General features: G+C 61.3%; 16 protein-coding genes. 3 read left to right on the top strand and 13 right to left on the bottom strand.

Annotation, left to right across the window (positions count from 1 at the left end; genetic code table 11):
• Positions 1 to 70: 70 nt before the first annotated feature.
• The 11 genes from N4Q37_RS14350 to N4Q37_RS14300 form a co-directional block, all read right to left on the bottom strand.
• A complete protein-coding gene (locus N4Q37_RS14350; protein ID WP_260958663.1) occupies positions 71 to 1,012 on the bottom strand; it encodes a p-hydroxyphenylacetate 3-hydroxylase reductase component in 942 nt (313 codons plus the stop codon).
• A gap of 57 nt (positions 1,013 to 1,069) precedes the next feature.
• A complete protein-coding gene (locus N4Q37_RS14345; RefSeq protein ID WP_260958662.1) occupies positions 1,070 to 2,239 on the bottom strand; it encodes a p-hydroxyphenylacetate 3-hydroxylase oxygenase component in 1,170 nt (389 codons plus the stop codon).
• 147 nt (positions 2,240 to 2,386) lie between these two features.
• A complete protein-coding gene (locus tag N4Q37_RS14340) occupies positions 2,387 to 3,166 on the bottom strand; it encodes a 2-keto-4-pentenoate hydratase (RefSeq protein ID WP_260958661.1) in 780 nt (259 codons plus the stop codon).
• Positions 3,163 to 4,770, bottom strand: coding sequence for a bifunctional 3-(3-hydroxy-phenyl)propionate/3-hydroxycinnamic acid hydroxylase (locus tag N4Q37_RS14335; RefSeq protein ID WP_260958660.1), 1,608 nt, complete (start codon positions 4,768 to 4,770; stop codon positions 3,163 to 3,165). Before N4Q37_RS14335 ends, N4Q37_RS14340 begins: the two co-directional genes overlap by 4 nt.
• 2 nt (positions 4,771 to 4,772) lie before the next feature.
• The gene (locus N4Q37_RS14330; protein ID WP_260958659.1) at positions 4,773 to 5,636 is read right to left on the bottom strand and encodes an alpha/beta fold hydrolase; all 864 of its coding nucleotides are present in this window, start codon (positions 5,634 to 5,636) and stop codon (positions 4,773 to 4,775) included.
• Between the two features lie 28 nt (positions 5,637 to 5,664).
• Complete coding sequence (locus tag N4Q37_RS14325) at positions 5,665 to 6,267, bottom strand: amino acid synthesis family protein (RefSeq protein ID WP_260958658.1); 603 nt, start codon at positions 6,265 to 6,267, stop codon at positions 5,665 to 5,667.
• 14 nt (positions 6,268 to 6,281) lie between these two features.
• The gene (locus tag N4Q37_RS14320; protein ID WP_260958657.1) at positions 6,282 to 6,731 is read right to left on the bottom strand and encodes a VOC family protein; all 450 of its coding nucleotides are present in this window, start codon (positions 6,729 to 6,731) and stop codon (positions 6,282 to 6,284) included.
• An 11-nt stretch (positions 6,732 to 6,742) separates the two neighbouring features.
• Positions 6,743 to 7,783 carry a VPS10 domain-containing protein gene (locus N4Q37_RS14315; RefSeq protein ID WP_260958656.1) on the bottom strand — a complete coding sequence of 347 codons (1,041 nt, stop codon included), beginning with the start codon at positions 7,781 to 7,783 and terminating at the stop codon, positions 6,743 to 6,745.
• Between the two features lie 12 nt (positions 7,784 to 7,795).
• On the bottom strand, positions 7,796 to 8,590 hold the full coding sequence (locus N4Q37_RS14310; RefSeq protein ID WP_260958655.1) for an SDR family NAD(P)-dependent oxidoreductase: 795 nt from the start codon (positions 8,588 to 8,590) through the stop codon (positions 7,796 to 7,798).
• A 26-nt stretch (positions 8,591 to 8,616) separates the two neighbouring features.
• The gene (locus N4Q37_RS14305) at positions 8,617 to 10,107 is read right to left on the bottom strand and encodes an aldehyde dehydrogenase family protein (protein WP_260958654.1); all 1,491 of its coding nucleotides are present in this window, start codon (positions 10,105 to 10,107) and stop codon (positions 8,617 to 8,619) included.
• An 11-nt stretch (positions 10,108 to 10,118) separates the two neighbouring features.
• Positions 10,119 to 11,660, bottom strand: a complete 1,542-nt coding sequence (locus N4Q37_RS14300; RefSeq protein ID WP_260958653.1) for an acetolactate synthase large subunit — start codon at positions 11,658 to 11,660, stop codon at positions 10,119 to 10,121.
• A gap of 249 nt (positions 11,661 to 11,909) precedes the next feature.
• Between N4Q37_RS14300 and N4Q37_RS14295 the strand changes: the two genes are divergently transcribed.
• Positions 11,910 to 12,665, top strand: coding sequence for an IclR family transcriptional regulator (locus N4Q37_RS14295; protein ID WP_260958652.1), 756 nt, complete (start codon positions 11,910 to 11,912; stop codon positions 12,663 to 12,665).
• 48 nt (positions 12,666 to 12,713) lie between these two features.
• On the opposite strand, the gene N4Q37_RS14290 is transcribed toward N4Q37_RS14295, so the two are convergent.
• Positions 12,714 to 14,162: an APC family permease gene (locus N4Q37_RS14290; protein WP_260958651.1), complete on the bottom strand. Its 1,449-nt coding sequence runs from the start codon at positions 14,160 to 14,162 to the stop codon at positions 12,714 to 12,716.
• A 411-nt stretch (positions 14,163 to 14,573) separates the two neighbouring features.
• Complete coding sequence (locus tag N4Q37_RS14285) at positions 14,574 to 15,542, bottom strand: helix-turn-helix domain-containing protein (protein WP_260958650.1); 969 nt, start codon at positions 15,540 to 15,542, stop codon at positions 14,574 to 14,576.
• Positions 15,543 to 15,759: 217 nt separating this feature from the next.
• Here N4Q37_RS14285 and N4Q37_RS14280 point away from each other — a divergent pair, with 217 nt between their 5' ends.
• Together N4Q37_RS14280 and N4Q37_RS14275 are read left to right on the top strand one after the other, a co-directional pair.
• Positions 15,760 to 17,133 carry an aspartate aminotransferase family protein gene (locus N4Q37_RS14280; RefSeq protein ID WP_260958649.1) on the top strand — a complete coding sequence of 458 codons (1,374 nt, stop codon included), beginning with the start codon at positions 15,760 to 15,762 and terminating at the stop codon, positions 17,131 to 17,133.
• A 44-nt stretch (positions 17,134 to 17,177) separates the two neighbouring features.
• Positions 17,178 to 18,632, top strand: coding sequence for an aldehyde dehydrogenase family protein (locus N4Q37_RS14275; protein ID WP_260958648.1), 1,455 nt, complete (start codon positions 17,178 to 17,180; stop codon positions 18,630 to 18,632).
• Positions 18,633 to 18,635 lie beyond the last annotated feature (3 nt).

Here is an 18,635-nt window from a genome sequence, read left to right as displayed (position 1 = left end):
TTTAGTTAATGAGTTAACTAAATCTTACCATCTTCGATGCGCAGTTGCCTGTGGCGAGGGGATTACACGTTCAAGCGCCTCTGATGACCCCCTTGAGCACGGTCTTGAAATGCTCGACCTGCGCTTCGCCGAACTGACCGAACACCTTGTCCTGCTGTTCGCTGGCTATAGCCCAGAGCCCCTCGGTCTCATCGATGCCCTTGACGGTCAGGCGTACCCGTTCACCTTCATCGGTGACCAGGCCCTTGCGCTTGAGATTGGCCACGGCTTCTTCGATCTCGCGTATCGGCATTGCCACTTCCCGTTGCAGGTCCACCAGGTTCAGGCCGGCGTCGTTCTCCAGCACCATTAGCATCCGCGCTTCGCTGGTGCGCAGCCCGGTAGACAATTGCCGAGGTTGGTAACTGGCCTGGTACGCCCGCAATGCCTGGGTCATCAGGTAATACAGGTTATGGTTCAAGCGACCCTGGAAGTGACTGCTGGGCGCCTGGCCCTCTTCTCGTCTGGTCATGCGGGTATGAGGCAAGACCATCGAGTAGGCGCCCTGGTGATAGAGCAACGGCGAACGTCCGAAGTCATCGAACGCCACGACCTTGCCGATCATGATCCAGTGATCACCGCCGTCAACCTGTTGGTATTTTTCACAGTGAAAACGTGCCGAACAGTCGGCGAACACCGGGGCACCGCCTTCGCCGGCCTGGTATTCGATTTCGGCGAACCGATCTTCCCTGGGACGGGCGAAATTGTTCGACAGGTCGATCTGGTCGGCCGCCAGGATGTTCACGGCAAAATGACTGGCAGCCTCGAACACCCCGTGACTGCTGGAGCGCTTGTCGATGCTCCAGAGGATCAACGGCGGGTCCAGGGACACCGAGTTGAAACTGTTGGCCGTCACACCGACCTTGCGGCCATCTTCAGTGGCGGCGGTGACCACGGTCACACCGGTGGCAAAGTTGCCCAGGGCCCGGCGGAATGCGCGGGTGTCGAAAGCGGTAGCGCAAATACTGGACATGCAAGACTCCCGGCCGCCTCAGGCGACGGCCTCGATTATTGTTCTAGGGTTCGATGCTCAAACCATGGTGGGATCAGGCTCGAGTCCCATCAGCTCGCGACCGAGGATCTGCGCACAGACGTCGTAGTCCGTGTAGGCATGGGCGCCGGTCAGGTGCGCATCACGGAACAGCCGTTGCAGTTCGTTGTTCTCGAACCAGGCGCCGCCACCTGCCGCTTCCATCAGGCGATCCACCGCCTGGATGCACATCTTGGTGGCATAGGCCTGGTTGGTCCGCCAGAACGCCAGGGTTTCGCGGCTGGGGTATTCGTGACGCTCGCCATGCTCGGCGTGCTCCCGCCAGGTTTTCTCCAGGAAGGCCCGGGCCGCCGCCACCTGGTGGGTGGACTCGGCCAGGCGCATCAAGGCTGGGGTCGCGGCACCTACCGCCGCGCCCGTGTAGGCCCGCACCCGGTTGCGGGTTTTCTCGCGAAAGACCTCCAGCATGCGCTCGGCCACACCCAGGCTCACGGTGGCAAAACCGCTGGCGAAATACGGGCGATACGGGGTGTAGAAAATCTTGCTGTCGGGGTACAGGCCGAACCCGCCGGACTTGCCCTCCATCATGTCCTTGGCTTTCTGGATACGGTGTTCCGGCACGAAAACATGCTCGACGATCAATGTCTTACTGCCGCTGCCGCGCATACCGACCGCGTACCAGTCATCGCGGATCGAATAGTCGCTGCGCGGCAGCACCGCGAAGCAATAGTCCTGGGTCCCTTCGGCATTTTTGCGGCGAAAGCCCATGATCGCCCATTCGGCATGGTCGCAGCCGCTGCTCCAGCCCATTTCGCCGCTGAACATCACGCCGCCTTTGGTTTCTTCTGTGCGGCCAAACGGCGCAATACTGCTGCTGGCGGTGGCGTCTGGGTCGCTTCCCCAAACGTCTTGCTGAGCCCTGGCCGGAAACATCGCCAGTTGATGGCTGTGGGTGCACAACAGGCTCATGGCCCAGGCTGTGCTCGCGCAAGCACCCGCCAGCAGCGCGATGCAATCGGTGAACTGTGGCAGGGATATCTCCAGGCCACCGTACTTCTTCGGTTGGAAGGCCCGGTGCATGCCGATGCTTTTGAGCAAGGCGATGTTCTCGGCTGGCACGCTACGGTCTTGTTCCGCGCGGAAGGCATTGCCGGCAATGACCGGCAGGAGGGGCTTGAGGTCTTCGAGCAGCGGATTTGGCTTTTTCATGGACGAGGCCCTTTTTATTATCAAATGCCCATTTGCCTCCTGGTATTCAGGAACGGCAATGGCTACAGGACAATTATGCAGAGAGGGAGTCCGCCGAAAAATGCACCTTCCAGAGCCAAAATTGTACTTTCCAGACACGACGCGGGCTCAAACGGTGTCGGTGCCTGCCTCGAATACCAATACCAACTCCGTGCCAAGCATATCCAGGCGGTACTCGCCGGCCCGCAGATCCATGGGCGGTAACAACGCTCCGGACAGCACGACCTGGCCCGCTTCAACGCCATGGCCGTCAGCCAGCAACCGTCGTACCAGCCAACACAGGTTGACCGAAGGCGTGTCTTCCCGCGCTAGAGTGTTGCCCGCGCCTACGACCACACCGTCGCATTCCAGGCGATAAGCCACCTCGGCGTGGCGCACAGGATCAAAACGGCTGCGCGGACCAATGCAGTAGCGCCCCGCCGCCGCGTTATCCGCCAGAAAAGCACCGACGCCGAAACTCCATTGCTGCCACCGACAGTCAGCGATCTCGAACGCGGGAGCGACCTCGGAGACGGCCGCCAGGATCGTCTCATCGGAGTGATCCCCCGGTGTCAGCGTTTGCCCCAGGACAAACGCCAGTTCAACCTCCAGCTTGGGCTGGATCAACTGCCCAAGCGCCACCGAGCTGTCCGGCTGGACAAGCATTGCGTCTGTCAGGCCACCTAGCACCGGTTCACTGATGCCAAACCGACGCTGCGCGGCGCTGCCGGCGAAGGCGACCTTCCATCCGGTCAGCTGTTCTCCGCGGGCCTGGCGCTGAAGCAATCCCTGGCGCTGGACACCGTAACCGCAGGTCAGGTCGAGGGCCTGCGCTGCCAGTGGCGGTAAGGCCCTGGCAGACTGCGTGGCGTGGTGAAGCTGGTTCAAGAGCTGTTCCCGTGCCGTCATGACAGTTGCTCCGCCAGCCTGCGCAATACGCCCTCAAGCCGCTCCGGCGTGGTGATCGCCGCCACGAACCGGTCGGGGCGGATCACCACGATGCAATCTCGCACCCTGGAGAACCATTCACCCAGGCGGTTATCCACATCCTCGACGCTGATAGCACCGTTGGCACTCAGTGGCTGCCCTCGTCCCGTACCACTTCGGGAACGATTGACTTGAATGAATCGCGTGTCCCAGCGCGCCCAATAGGCGGCCGTTTCTTCGCTAAGCGGTTCGCTCGGATTGACCCGATAACCGAGGATGGCATAAGAGTGTCCCAGTACATCGTCGAGGCGCCGCCGCTGCCCTTGGGCATCTTCGACACAAGGTTGTATGAACAACTGCCCCACCAGGTCATCCTCGTGCAGCTCCGCGCGTTCGTGATGCACCAAGCCCTTGGTGATTGTCGCCTTGGGTTTGAATTTGAACTCAAGCAGATGGGAGCGCAGGTTGTCGACGCTGTTGACGGCCTGGAACAGCCAGTCCCGGACACCGGCCATCAGCGGATTGGTCAATCCCAGTACCGCGCCCATATTGTCGGCCAAGGCGATCAGGTCGGTGGCATGCCCGCGACGCTCCTGATCGTAAGTGGCCAGAATCGAGGCGGATGCACGCCCCTGGATAATCGCCGCGAGCTTCCAGGCCACGTTGGCGACATCGCGCAGGCCGGAGTTGAGCCCCTGCCCGGCCCAGGGCGGGGAAATATGCGCGGCATCGCCGACCAATGCCACGCGACCCTCGACAAAACGCGCCGCAACCCTGGAGTTGTGGGTGTAGGCTCGAATCCGGATGATTTCCAGCTGGTCGACCACGTCCCCTATATGCCCACGGATCAAGCCGCGGATAGTGGTCTCATCGCACATCCTGGTTTCGTCTTCGCCCTCCAGCAACATGAACTCCCAGCGTCGCTGCCGATAGGGTAAATAGATGCAGACAAAGGGCCGTTGAGGGTCGGCATGCAAGGCGGTGTAAGGCGCATCGAGGCTGTCATTGGCCGTGTCCACCACCACCCATTTACGCGGATGGGTCAGCCCCTGCAACTCAATACCCAGTTGCTTGCGCACATTGGAGCGACCTCCATCCGCGCCGATCACATACTGGGCGTGCAGTTGGTAAACCTCTCCCCGGGCATCACGAACCTGCAACGTGACACCCTCGGCGTCTTGCGCCAACTCAAGCATTTCGTGGCCCTGGCGCAACGTCACGCCGGGCTGCTTCGCCAGTTGCTCACGCAACGTTCCTTCAAGCAGTTGCTGCATGAAGAGGTTGCGCATCGGCCAACCGTAGTGCGCAGTGCTTGGCTTGACCTCGGCGAAACACACGCCCCGCGCGTTGTAATACCGCAAAGGCACGTTGCTGATCATGTCGCGCACGGCCAATTCGGCGATGCCGATCCCCTGCAGGACACGCAGGGCCTCATCGTCCATACCTACCGCTCGTGGATACGGCAGGATACCGTCAGAGAGTTCCAATACGATGCAGTCGACACCATACAAGCCCATGTAGTGAGCCGCCGTAATCCCGTTGGGGCCACCGCCCACGATAACAACCTGGGTTCTCTCCTGCTTCATCGTCATTCACCGATTTCTTGTAGTTGTTGTGTAGGCAGCCCCTGGAGGTAGTGCAACACGACACGGTTGAACAGCTCGCCCTGGTCGTCATGGACATAGTGGCTGGCGTCTGCGATCTCTGCCGTCTGCACCAACGGGTTGGCGGACTTGATCGCCGCCAGCGTCGTCGCGGGAAGAAAATCCGAGCGAGCCCCGCGAATAAACAACGTCGGGCAGTCCAGGGCGCGCACGGCGGGCCACAGGTCCGTAGGCGTTATGCTCAGGCGGGCCTCGGCGATACCCTGCTGGTCGTGACGCCAAACGATACCGTCGTCCGTTTCCTTCATGGAGTGAGCCAACCGCGAGGCCAGGCCCTGCTCCGACAAACCGGGGCGCGATTGTCGCCAGAAATCACGGGCACTTTCCCAATCTGGAAAGCGCAGTGACGTCTGGCTCATTTCGCGGCGAATACGCGCAGCACCCTCGCCACTGACCGACGATCCTGGACCGATGTCCTCGATGATCAAGGCCAGCAGTCGTCCAGGATTCAACCGCGCATATTCCAGGGCGTTGGTGCCGCCCAGGGAATGTCCGACCAACACAAAGCGCCGCAAGCCCAGATGTGCCACCAGATCCTCGAGATCGCTGACATAAGACTCGGTTCGATAGCTGGCGCTCGGTGCCCAGTCACTCAAACCCCGGCCACGCTGATCCAGCGCATAGCAGCAATAGCCGTCGCCCAATGCGTTTACCAATGACTCCCAGGTTTGAGCGTACGCCCGAAGCCCGTGCAAGAGCAGCACGGGTATACCTTGCTCGTCCCCCCAACGCTGATAATGCAGGCGCAATGAAGAACGCGTGGTGAAGTAACAGCTTTGTGCAGTCATCGGCATGCTTCCCCGCAGTTGACAGGCCTCAGACCAGGCCGTCGTTACCCTTGATGTCCTTGGCTTGCAAGCCTCCCAGCCGCGCATGCAATCGGCCGCGGGTGGCGAAGGCCCAGATGATCACGACTTCATCGGGGGATGGACCATCACCGAAGGACAGGGAGATGCTGTCGTAATGCGAACGTACGTAGAGTGCATCTTTGTGCGCCAGTGGCACATCGATCGTAGCGCCTGGCCCCCCGCGTTTGCCCGTGGATGGCACCCAGGATTTGCCCCCGCCTAAAGCAACCCGGATCGGATCGGCCGCGGGGTTGGTGAGAAACGCGTTGCCATGCTCGTACTCGCCTTGGCTACCCACCAGGCAAGCCTTTCCATAGCTGACGATCTTGCGCTCGCCGGCCAGTGCCTGGATGCGGCGACCGAACTCGTTGCCCAACAGTGGCGACGGCTCCACCAGTTCGGCCAGGCTCTCGCTGTAACGACCGGCGTAGGGATTGTGAATCACTGCCGCGACGGCGTATTTGAACAACGGCTCCCCGTCAGCCAGTTGTCCACTTTCATTGGCCAAGGTCTCTTCGGTGAAGCTATACCATTTGCGGATGTGGTAGCTGGAAAAATTTTGCGCTTTCATCAGATTTTCTCTTCTTAAAGTGGGTCGAGATCGACATTCCGGCTCGGCGCGCCGGCCGCTTTGAAACGCGCCTTACCCCGCGCGTCGTCGTGCTCGGTCTCGAGGAAAAACTCCATGCGATTGCCGTCGGGGTCGTTGAAGTACACACCGTTGCCGATTTCGTGATCGGTGATCTTCACCACCTCGACCCCCTTGTTGAGCAACATGCCGTAGAGCTGGCGCAGGGTGGTGAGATCGCCGGCGATTTCCAATCCGTAGTGCTGCAACCCCAAGCCCCCCTGATGGGCGCCGGGCGCTGCTCGGATCAACGCGATGTCATGGTGTTTGCTACCAAACGCCATCATGACCCAGCTATCGCCCCGGGCACTTTCATGCATGCCCAGGATGTCGGCGTACCAACGCGCCGACACATCAGGATCACGCACCCATAGCGATAAGTGCGTACGAACGACTTCGACTTTCATCGCGCGATACCTCAGTTCTTTTTGACGATGGACTGGTGTCCGGCCTTGATCTGCGCCGTAGCGGGGGTCCAAAGCACATCGGCGATTTCACTGAACTCACGCCACTGCTTCTGCCAACCGTCACCGCCGTTCTCGGATGTGAACAGGTGGCCGTACTTGGTACCGGCCAGGAGTTGCCGAGGGTCGGCCGGGTTGATACCGATGGCCCAGACGCAGGAATTGGGTTGCTGGGGAAGCGGTAGCACTTCCCAACTGAGCGCCGCGTCATGGGAGACCAGGACTTTGCTGGTGGTGCCGGGGGTGCCGTCGGAAATGCTCAGGTACAGGCTGCTTTGCGTGCCCAACGGTGCATTCATGGCGCGCACGTAATAGAGGCCGAAGGTTTCGCGCGCCACAATGCCTGTCCACGTCCGGCCTTCATCCAGGCTACGGTAGACCGCGTTGACACACACCACCACGATGACTTTTTCGCCATGGTTGGGCAGCACCAGGATGTTATGGACGTCCGAGTTGTAGTCCCACAGCAACCGATCATCGACCCGCGTCCAGGTATCACCGCCATCACGCGAGTGAAACAACCCGCCCTCTTCCAAGCCGAACCAGAGCTGGTCGCGGTCGGTCGGGTCATAGGCGAAAGCCAGCAAACGGGGCCGACTGACACCTTCGCAGAACTCCGGGATATCCACGGGTGCGCGGTCCCAGGTCTGGCCACCGTCGAGGGTACGCCACAGCACGGCACGCGACGGCGCACCGGTGCCGACAAAAATCCGTTGCGCATCCTGCGGGTCGACGGCCACCTTCCACACGGTCTGCCCGTTGAAGGGCGAGTCGACCTGCTGCCAATGGCCACCGGTGTCATGGCTGACACACAGGCCAATGTCCGTACCGGCATAAATCACCTCTGGCGCACCAGGGTGCAAGCTCAGGGATCGGGTGATCGCATCGAATTCCAGGTCTTGTCCCAGGCCGAGGCGATGCCAGGTGCGGCCAGCATCGGCACTGCGGATCACGGCCTGGCCAACGGTGGCGACCAAAAGGGTTCCGTTACTCATCGCTGTTGCTCCTCAAATGAAGATGCCACGGGTCAGGCCACCGTCGATACCGATGGACTCCCCCGTCACTGCACCGGCCTTCGGAGACGCCAGGAAACCAATCAGCCAGCCCATTTCGATGGGTGCCAAGGTACGGCGGATCGGTGTCGCGTCGATGTAGCCTTGCTCGACCTGCCCCGGCGTCTTACCCTGCTTGACCCCTTCACGCTCGTACAGCTCCTGGATATGCGGGGTGTCCACCACGCCAGGGTGAATCAGGTTGACGGTGATGCCGGCCGGGCCCAATTGGTCGGAAAGGGTTTTGGTCATATGGGCGATGGCCAGGTTGCGCATGCCCGAAAGCACCTTGCTGCCACGCCCGGTCAAACCACCGATATTGATGATGCGACCGAAGCCGCCGGCCTTCATGTGCGGGGTCACGGCCTTGGCGCAACGGAAGTAACCGATCACTTTGGTATTGAGGTCGGACAACAGCTCGTCATCGCCGGCGTGCTCGATGTCGTTGCGCACCACCCCGGAAGGTGCCGCTGCACCGTTGACCAGAATGTCGATACGGCCGAAGTGCTTGTAGGCGGCTTGCACCATGTCCGCCACGGCGGACATCTGGTTGGTGTCGCAATACAGCGGCAACACTTCGTTCCCCGTTTGCGCGGTGATTTCTTCGGCCGCTTGCTGGAGAAATTCCATGCGACGGGCACAAATCACTACCTTGCAGCCTTCCTGGGACAGAAAACGGGCGACTTCCTTGCCAATCCCCATGCCACCACCGGTGACGATTGCCACGCGGCCTTGCAATTCCAGATCCATAGCAGTTCCTCTTGTGATTATTCAGCTCAGGCCAGATCGACAAACACACTCTTGGTCTCGGTGTAGGCGTCGATGACGTTTTTCCCCATTTCCCGGCCCCAGCCGGATTGCTTGTAGCCACCGAACGGCGAAGCCGGGTCGACGACGTTCCAACAGTTGATCCACACTGACCCGGCCTTGAGCTGCGCCGCCACCCGGTGGGCCGAGCGCAAGTCGCGGGTCCAGAGGCCGGCGGCCAGGCCGTAGGGAGAGTCATTGGCGCGCAACACCAACTCGTCGATGTCAGTCCAACTCATGACCGTCAGGACTGGACCGAAGATTTCTTCCCGGGCAATACAGGCGCGTTCGGCGCGATCAAGAAACACACTCGGCTCGATGAAATGTCCGCGCTCCAGGTGAGCAGGCCTGCCGCCACCGCAAATCAGTTCCGCGCCTTCCTCCAGGCCCCGCTGCAAGTAGCCGCTGACGGTGCTCAATTGCCGTGCCGACACCAGGGGCCCCATGCTGCTGGACGGGTCCAGGCCAGGGCCGAGGACGTGAGCGTTCGCGTGACGCCGGAGTTCTTCAAGGACCTGATCGAGCACACTGGCGTGCACATACAGACGCGATCCCGCCGTGCAGACCTGGCCCTGGTTATAGAAAATGCCATCGGCGGCACCCTTGGCGGCCCGCACGATGTCGGCGTCCGGCAAGATGATGTTGGGCGACTTGCCCCCCAACTCCAGCGAGACCTTTTTCATATTGCTCGTGGCGCCTTGAGCGATCAGCCGCCCCACCTGGGTCGAACCGGTGAAGGCGATTTTGTCCACGCCGGGATGCTGGGCCAGTGGCGCGCCGGTTGCGGCCCCAAGGCCGGTGATCAGGTTGACGACACCCGGAGGGAAACCGGCGGCCTCGATCAGTTGCACCAACCGAATCGCCACCAACGGCGTTTGCTCGGCAGGCTTGAGCACCGCGACACAGCCCGTGGCCAGCGCTGGGCCCAGCTTCCACACGCACATCGTCAGCGGGAAATTCCACGGCACGATCAGCGCACAGACGCCCACGGGTTCGCGCAGGGTGTAATTGAGCATCGGCGCGCCACTGGCCGGCGAGACGGGCAGCGTGCTGCCTTCGATCTTGGTTGGCCAACCCGCGAAGTAACGCACGATATTCGCCGCGCTCGCCGCCTCACCGCGGGCGTTAGCGATTGGCTTGCCGTTCTCCAGGGTGATCAGTTGCGCCAGCTCTTCGCGGTGCTGGTCAAGCAGTTCAGCCAGGCGCAACAACAGCAATCCGCGCTGGGCTGGCGACTGTCGGGCCCATTCGCCGTTGAACGCCGTACGAGCGGCATCGACTGCTGTATCGACATCACGGGCGTCGCCTTCGGCCACCTCGGTCAATGCGCATTCGGTGGCCGGGTTCTCCACCACAAAACGGCGACCGCTGGCCGCGTCCTGCCAGGTTCCGCCCAGGAACAGACGACCGGGCTGGGACAACAGGGCCTGGACCGCGGGTAATAATTGGATCTGACTCATAGCCCCCTCCTTCACAGCGCCATCTCGATCAGGCACGGTCCTCTTTCGGCCATGGCATTGGCCAAGGCCCGTTGCAGTTCGGCATTGGTGTGCACCGTACTGGCGGGGACGCCGTACCCTTTGGCCAACGCCTTCCAGTCAACACGTGGGCGATCGAGTTCCGTCAGGCTCAAGGCCTGCGGGCCGAACTCGGTCACGCCAAAACGGCGCAACTCGTTCTGCAGGATCGCGTAGCGATGGTTGGCAGCGATCAGGATCACCACGGGCAACTGCTCGCGGGCGATGCTCCACAGGGTCTGGATGGTGTATTGGGCGCTGCCGTCGGATTGCAGGCAGAACACGCGGTTGCCCCGTTCCGCCAGGGCGGCGCCGAACCCCACCGGAATTCCCTGGCCGATCGCGCCACCGGTGTTGGTCAGTACCCGGTGCCGTGCGGCATTGGCGGAGGCCGTGAAGAATGGATAGCCGCAAATGCCGCCCTCCACCGAGACAATGCTGTCGTCTGGCAATGAAGCCGCCAATACTTGCCCCACTGACTGAGGGGTCAGTTCGGCATGACCCGGTGGCAAGGCAACACCGGTCGGCGTTGGCACGTAAGCGGGTGCATCGAGGGCGTCGGCCAGGGCCGTCAGTGCGCCTGCAACGTCATCGCCTACATCGGCCAACAACAGCAAACGCTCACGTGCCGCCAGGCGCGACGGGATGCCTTCGTAGCCGAAATAGCTGATGGGCTCCGGCACCCCGGCGCAAACCACTGCGTCATATTGGTCGAGGATTTCGATGGCCACTTCCGGGAAATACGGCAGGCGATCCAGGTCCGGCAAACCGCCGCCCCGGTAGCTGAGCCGAGGAAAGGTCTCGGCGAACAAGCGCACACCGGGCAATCGAGACAAGCGCCCCGCCGCTTCCAGACCAGCAACGGACAGGCCTTGATCCCCCACGATAAACACCAGGCGCTGTCCATCGCGCAGTGCCTGCGCCACCGTCTCGATCCGGTCGCCGGCGAAACGCCGGACCGGCGCCTGCACTGCTGCGAAGTCAGCGTTGTGCGCCACCGCATGGGCTTGCAAATCCATCGGCAGAATCAGGCTAGCAATTTGCCCTTTGGCCTGCCAGGCAGCTCGCACGGCTTCCTGCAGGTCTTCCCCTGTCCCTGCTGCGGTGCGCGAGGTACGCACCCAGCCAGAGACGGTCCCGGCCAAGGCCTGGATGTCACTGGCCAGCGGCGGATCGTAATTGACGTGCCATGAGGCGTGGTCGCCAATCACGTTGACGATGGGTGTGTTCGCACGGCGGGCGTTGTGCAGGTTGGCAATGCCGTTGGCAAAGCCGGGCCCCAGGTGCGTCAGGGTCATCGCCGGTTTGCCGGCCACTCGGCCATAGCCGTCCGCCGCACCGGTACAGACGCCTTCGAACAAGGACAACACCGGTTTCAGGGCTGGCGCATCAGCCAAGGCCGCCACCAAGGGAATTTCTGTCGTCCCGGGGTTGGCGAAGCAGTACTCGATACCGCTTGCCACCGCGGCCTTCACTATCAGTTGTGCACCATTCATGTCGGGCCCTCATGCTCGAACGCGTGTCGTGTTTGAGATTTATCACATACAACACACAACAAAACAATCATTTTTTCATCATTAAAATCATATTTTGAGATTTATGCATATTTAATAGCCAAAAAAACCGCTTTCACGGTTATATTTCTCAAGCACTGCGAGGCGGCGACTTTTCATCACCGCTTCGCCTACCTATAGTGCGTACCTATTTCGCCCCCCCAATCTGCGATCCCTGTTCCTAGGAGAAAAATGAGCAGCCTGAGCAAGATGCTGAGCGTCCTCGACCTCTTCGGCCCCAAAACCCTGAAAATCGCCCCCGACGCCATCGCCGAGCGCATGGGCCTGTCGCGGGCAACCGTGTACCGCTACGTCAAGGATCTGTGTGATGCCGGTTTGCTGACCCGGGTGGATGCCGGCCATTACGGCCTGGGACCGCGCATCATCGAACTGGATTGGATGATGCGGCAGTACGATCCGATTCTCGTGGCGGGTCGTGAGTTGATGCACGAGCTGTCCGACGAGACGGGCCTCGCCGTGTTCGCCAGCGTTTTTTATGACGGTCACATCATCAACACCTACATCGCCGAACCGAGTGATACCTACCGCTTCGCTTTTGGACGCGGCCAGCCGCTGCCGTTTTTTCGCGGCGCACAATCCAAGGTGCTGATCGCCTTCCAGAAGGGCCGGCGCCTGCAGCGCCTGTTCGACGAGCACATGGCCAACGACCCGGACAGCCCGTATGACTGGGCCGGTTTCTCCAAGGCCGCGAAAAAAATCCGCAAGGACGGCTATTGCCTGACCCACGACGAACTCAACCTGGGCCTGACCGGTATCGCTGCACCGATCATCCAGGCCGACCTCGACGAGGTGGTCGGCAGCCTGTCCGCCGTCGGCAGCAGCCAGAGCTTCAAGCTGCTGCGCCAGGAAACGGTCATCGACATGGTGGTGGAGACGACCCGGCGCATTGCCGAAAACATGCAGAACCAGGCCGCCGTGAACGAATAACAGACGCAGGCGGTGGCGTTAGGTTCTGTACGAAAGCCTGGGAATGCTTTAGAGCTTGTGGCTACCCAATGCCAGGTACCGTTGCGGCGATGTCTTGCGAAGTCGGGCGGCCAAGACCACGCCGGCCAGCAGGGCTACGGGAATAATGGCGCAGAGGCTGTAGGACAAGGCCATGCTAGCGCCCGTCAACACATCGAAGTGCACCACCGCGAGGACCATCACCAGCAACAGGGCCAGGCAAGAAAAACCGGGGAATAACCGCCCACGCCAAATCCCCAGATTGAGCTCGGGGTGGCGCTGGAAGAAGACGAATACCGCAGCCGACGTAATCGCCATCAGCAAGATCACGCACAGCGTGGCCAGGTTGGAGAGCCAGGCGAACAGCTGCAGGATCGGGTCGGCATCCATGGCGGCGAAAATCAGCACGACCACCGCCGAGATCAGGCTTTGCAACGCCGAACCCATGTGAGGACTCTGGTGGACGCGATGGGTCGTCCCCAACTGGCGCGGCAACAGACCATCACGCCCGATGGCGTAGAAGTAACGTGCCGCGGCGTTATGAAAGGCCAACAGCCCGGCATAGATACTGACCATGAACAGCACCCGGATAATCTGGGTCAGGTGCGGGCCGACAAAGTGGTCGGACATGCCATAGATAAACGTCGTCGGGTCCTGCAAGGCTTGAAGCGTGGCCACGATTTTATCCGCCCCGACGCCCACCACCATCGACCAGACCGACAGCGCGTAGAAACCACCAATCAGCAATACCGAGCAATAGGTCGCGATGGGGATGGTGCGCTGCGGGTTCTTGGCCTCTTCGCCGTAAATCGTCGTGGCCTCGAAACCGATGAACGCCGCGAAGCAGAACAGCAAGCCGATTGACGGAGTGCCGCTCAACACATGACTGCGGTCGAACGAATCGAGATTGATACCGCTGTCACCGCCGGTTTTGAGGATGGCGAAATCCAGGGTCAGGATGGCCAGATACTCGGCAATCACCACAATCGAGAGCAGGCGGGCCGAAAGATCGATCTTGCGATACCCCAGGATCGCGATGCTGGCCATCGCCATCAACGAATAGGACCACCAGGGCAACTCCAAGCCGAAGACGGCGGCCATGGTGCCACTGACCACGCCGCCAAACATGCCATAGAGGCCGATCTGAAGGATGTTGTAGGCAAACATCGCCAACACGCCCGCCGCGCCGCCAGCCAGGCCACCCAGGCCCCGGGAGGTGAAGGCATAGAAACCACCGGCATTGGTGACGTGCCGGGACATGGTGGTGTAGCCCACTGAGAACGCCAGCAGTACCAGCAACGCCAGCAGTAGCAACGCCGGTGTGCCCGCGCCATTCCCCAGCATGATGCCAATAGGGAAGCCACCCGCAATGACACTTAGCGGGCTCGCCGCCGAAACCACGAAGAAAATGATAAAGCCGACACCCAAGGCGCCACGCTTCAACTCCGTCGAGCTGTTGATCTGGATCGGTACGCTCATGTTCTTGACCTTATTGTATGAGGCAGTCGCTGTGGGATCGGTGCAATCAACCGCTCACTGTCACCGAATAGCTTGTTGTTCTTGTCGCACGCTGGATTCGATCCTATGCCTGCCTGCGAACGCTGCGCTATCCCAAATCGGTAATGCGCCTGACGACGGTCATGGGTCGATTGATCGACGCCTCCAATCCAAGGTGCAATAACCCGCACAGGATCGCGTGATCGTCATAGAGGTATCGGATCTGACGTGGCAACAGATACGCCAACACGACCCGGGAGGTCGCGCTGTGAAAGAGACCGATCGGTCGGGTGAGACAGGTCGAAGACCATGAACAGGCAGCGAAGGCTATTCATTTCTTCCAGCTCTTGGTGGAATCAAGCCCGTCCGCCACCGAGGGCAGCGGGCAAATGTTCAAGCATGAGCGCAACGGCCGATGGCAGCGCGAGCAGTTTGGGACGGCAACTCCGCGAACAGCGCATGGTATTCCGCCGCGAAATGGCTGAGGTGATAGAAGCCCCATTGTGCAGCAGCATCACCAATCGAGAGATGCGACGCCTGGGTGGACATCAGGGTTCGGCGCACACCGTTGAGCCTCACGGAGCGCAGGTAATTGAGCGGGGTGGTCTCGGTCACCGAGCGGAAACTGTTCTGCACGGTACGCCGACTGACCTGGAGGCGCTGGCACAACTCGATCACGCTGGGCACGTCGATCATTTCCGTCGTTACCAGGCGATGGCATTTCTCGACGATAAAACTTCGTGTGGAGCTTGGCGTGCGCTGATGTTTGTCGCATGCCGGGTCGGTCATGAGCTGCAACAACTCACCGAGCATCGCCTGCTCCAACGCCTGCTCCCAATCTTGCGCGTGATCGGGCACTTCATTCGCCAGGGCTTGGGAGAACACGGCCAGCATTCGACGACGAGCATCGGCAAAGCGTTGCGCGGGAACCCTGATCACCGGCTGGCGCAACAACTGGCTGATTTCCTTGGCCGACGCGGTTTGCGCCAACGCCTGCTCGAATAATTCACGTTCGAACGTAATGGCCAGCAGTTCCATGCCCGTTGGCATGTGGAACATGAACTCTTCGCCACCGTGAAGAAAGAACAGGCTGCTGTCGTCCACCTCCCGTCCTTGCATCCGGATCGCCCCGGGGACCGTGATGGGCATTGCAAAGCACATCTTGTCGCGGGGCGCCACGCCATGCTGCACCACACGCTGGTTGATCTGCTCGCGGAATACGTGGCAACGCGCTGTCGTCAATTGTATGAGCGAGCTTTCGGTCGAACCGGCTGTTAGCTGGCTGTAGTCCTGGCTCCACTCCTGGACGGTGGCGGCGTGGACATGAATGTCGCGAAAATGGCTGATGTTCCAGTTTTTCATGATGACGAACGCCTCTGCCAGTATTCTTGTTTTCAGATCGTCTTAACGACCGATATTCTCACATTAAGAGAATTCTGCAAATTTCTTTAAACCATCTTTCAGCTAATCCGGACAGGCGTTCAAGGTGACCGGTCCAGTGTGCCGATTCGGGCTACCGGCCAGGGACAGGCCACGAGGATGATCGGGACAGTGAAACCCACCTCCTGAGAACACCATCATGAATGAAGCCAAACTTGAATCCCTCCACTTCGCGGATGCTCCACGGATCATCTCCAGCATTCCCGGCCCCAGGACCGCCGAGGCCCTGGCGTTGTCGGCGTCTACCGAGTCGATGGCACGTGGCGGTGGACGCATGCCGGTAGCGATGGACCGGGCCTTCGGCGCAACCTTCAAGGATCCGGATGACAACACTTATATCGATCTGTCCGCCGGCGTAGGTGTCAGCAGCGTAGGTCGTTGCCATCCGAAAGTGGTACAGGCCATCCGCGAACAGTCCGAAGTGCTGATGCACGCCTTGGAAGTCAACAGCACCCGACGTACCGAGCTGGCCGCCAAGATCGCCGAGATCGCGCCCGACGGCTTGCGCGGTGACTGCATCACCTTCTTCACGCAAAGCGGCAGCGATGCGCTGGAGGCGGCCATCAAGTTCGCCAAGCGCATCACCGGAAGGCACCAGATCATCGCGTTCCACGGCGGCTACCACGGCGTATGGAACGCCTCCGGCGCGCTGACCACAGGCACCGCGTACCGCAAGGGTTACGGTGCCCAGATGGGTGGCGTCATCCACGCCCCCTACCCTTATGCTTATCGCTTTCCCTTCGATACCACCCACAAAAGCGCCGAGCAGATCGCCGGTGAATACGTCGATTACCTGCTGAATACCCCTTACACCGCCGCCGATGACGTGGCCGCAGTGATTGTGGAACCGGTACAGGGCGAAGGTGGCTACGTGCCGCCCTCGCCGGAGTTCCTGCAGTTGTTGCGCAAAGCGTGCGACCGCAGTGGCGCGTTGCTGATCGTTGATGAAGTGCAGTCCGGCGCGGGGCGCACCGGCAAGATGTGGGCGGTGGAACACTCAGGCGTGAAGCCCGACATGCTCACCTTCGGCAAGGGCATCGGCAGCGACCTGCCCATGGCAGGGCTGATCATGCGTGCGGACCTGGCGGCTGCGATTCCCGACGGCTCGGTGCCCAACACCTTCGCCGCCAACTCGTTGTCCGCGGCAGTGGCGTTGACAAACATCAGCATCCTGCAAGACCCGGAACTGGATCTGCTCAACCGTGCCCATACGCTGGGGCTGGAGGCACAGGAACGTATCCATGGCTTCGACAGTCCGCTCATCGGCGAAGTGCGCGGCCGTGGCCTGATGATCGGTATCGAGCTGGTTGCAGACCGGACCACCAAAGCGCCACTGGAACCCGCCAGGATCGGCCAACTCATGGGTTACCTGCTGAACCACGGCGTGCTGATGATTCCTTGCGGGCGCTACAGCAACGTGATGCGTGTCATGCCGTCGTTGACGATTTCACGCGCACTGTTCTTCAAGGCACTGGACATCTTCGGCGACGCCCTGGCCTCTCTGGAACAATGAAGAGTGTCTATCTCGCCCCTTCCACTTCACTCACGGAGCGCAAAATGACCCAGCACCTGAAGCACTTTATCGAAGGCGCGTCCTTCGAGGCTTCCGACGGTCGACGCATCAGCCTCGTCGACCCGGTGACAGAACAGACCTATGGCAGTTGCGCACGCGGCACGTCCAAGGACGTGGACCGTGCCGTAGGCGCGGCACTCGCCCAGCTCGAGCGCGGCGCCTGGAGCCTGCTCGATGGCGCCCAGCGTGGTCGACTGTTGTCGAAACTGGCCGACCTGGTAGAACGCGACACCGACCTGCTGGCCGATCTGGACGCCAATGCCATCGGTCGCTCGCCCATCGAACCGCGCCGGCTGGACATACCCAACGCGGTCGCCAACCTGCGCGCCGCCGCCGGCTGGGCCAATCAGCTCGAGGGTCGGACCATTCCCACCGGCGGATACTTCGGCACCAAGACCCTCTCCTATACCGTTCGGGAGCCGGTGGGCGTGGTCGGGGCCATCGTCCCATGGAACTCGCCGCTGATGATCACCGTCTGGAAGCTCGCCGCTTTGCTGGCGGCGGGCTGCACCGTGGTCGTCAAGCCATCGGAGGAAACGCCACAGTCGGCCCTGCACCTGGCGATGCTGGCTCAGGAAGCCGGTTTCCCCGATGGGGTGATCAACGTGGTCACCGGCTACGGCAACGAGGTGGGTCGCGCCCTGTGCGAACACCCGGACGTTGCCAAGATCAGCTTCACCGGCAGCCCCGAAGCCGGACGCGAAATCCAGCGCACCGCCGGCGTGCTGTTCAAGCGCGTGGCACTGGAGCTGGGCGGCAAGAGCCCGCAGATTGTCTTCGACGATGCCTCGTTCGAGGATGCGCTGTTCGGCTGCTCGCTCGGTTTGTTCGCCAACCAGGGACAGATCTGCGCGGCTGGCTCGCGCATCCTGGTCCAACGCAGCATCGCCGATCGCTTCGCCACGGCGCTTGCCGATGCGGCACGAGCGATCAAGGTCGGCGACCCTCGGCAACCCGATGTCCAGATGGGACCGGTGGCCAAGAAGGCGCAACAGGATCGCGTCAACCGCTACATCCAACTGGGCATCGACCAGGGCGCCGTTCTGCTGGCCGGCGGCGTATCGACGCCTGAGCAGGGTTGGTTTGTCCAACCGACCATCTTCGCCAACGCCCGCAACGACATGGACATCGCCCAACATGAAATTTTCGGCCCCGTTGGCACGGTGATCACATTCGACAGCGAAGATGAGGCGATCGAATTGGCCAACGACTCCAATTACGGCCTGGCGGCTACGGTCTGGACGAGCGACCTGGTGCGAGCGCACCGCGTGGCTGCGGCTGTGAAGGCCGGTGCCGTGGGCATCAACTGCTGGAGCCCGCTGGATGCCAACCTGCCCTGGGGTGGCGTCAAGGCCAGCGGGATTGGCCGTGAAGGAGGGTTTGGCGGCGCGCTGGCCTACACCGAGGAGAAGGTCATCACGGTACTGCTACCTGCTTGAAAA

It is taken from the genome of Pseudomonas citri, assembly GCF_025336485.1.
Lineage (GTDB): Bacteria > Pseudomonadota > Gammaproteobacteria > Pseudomonadales > Pseudomonadaceae > Aquipseudomonas > Aquipseudomonas citri.
Note: the sequence above shows the minus strand (reverse complement) of the source record. Positions and strands in the feature narration are given on the sequence as shown.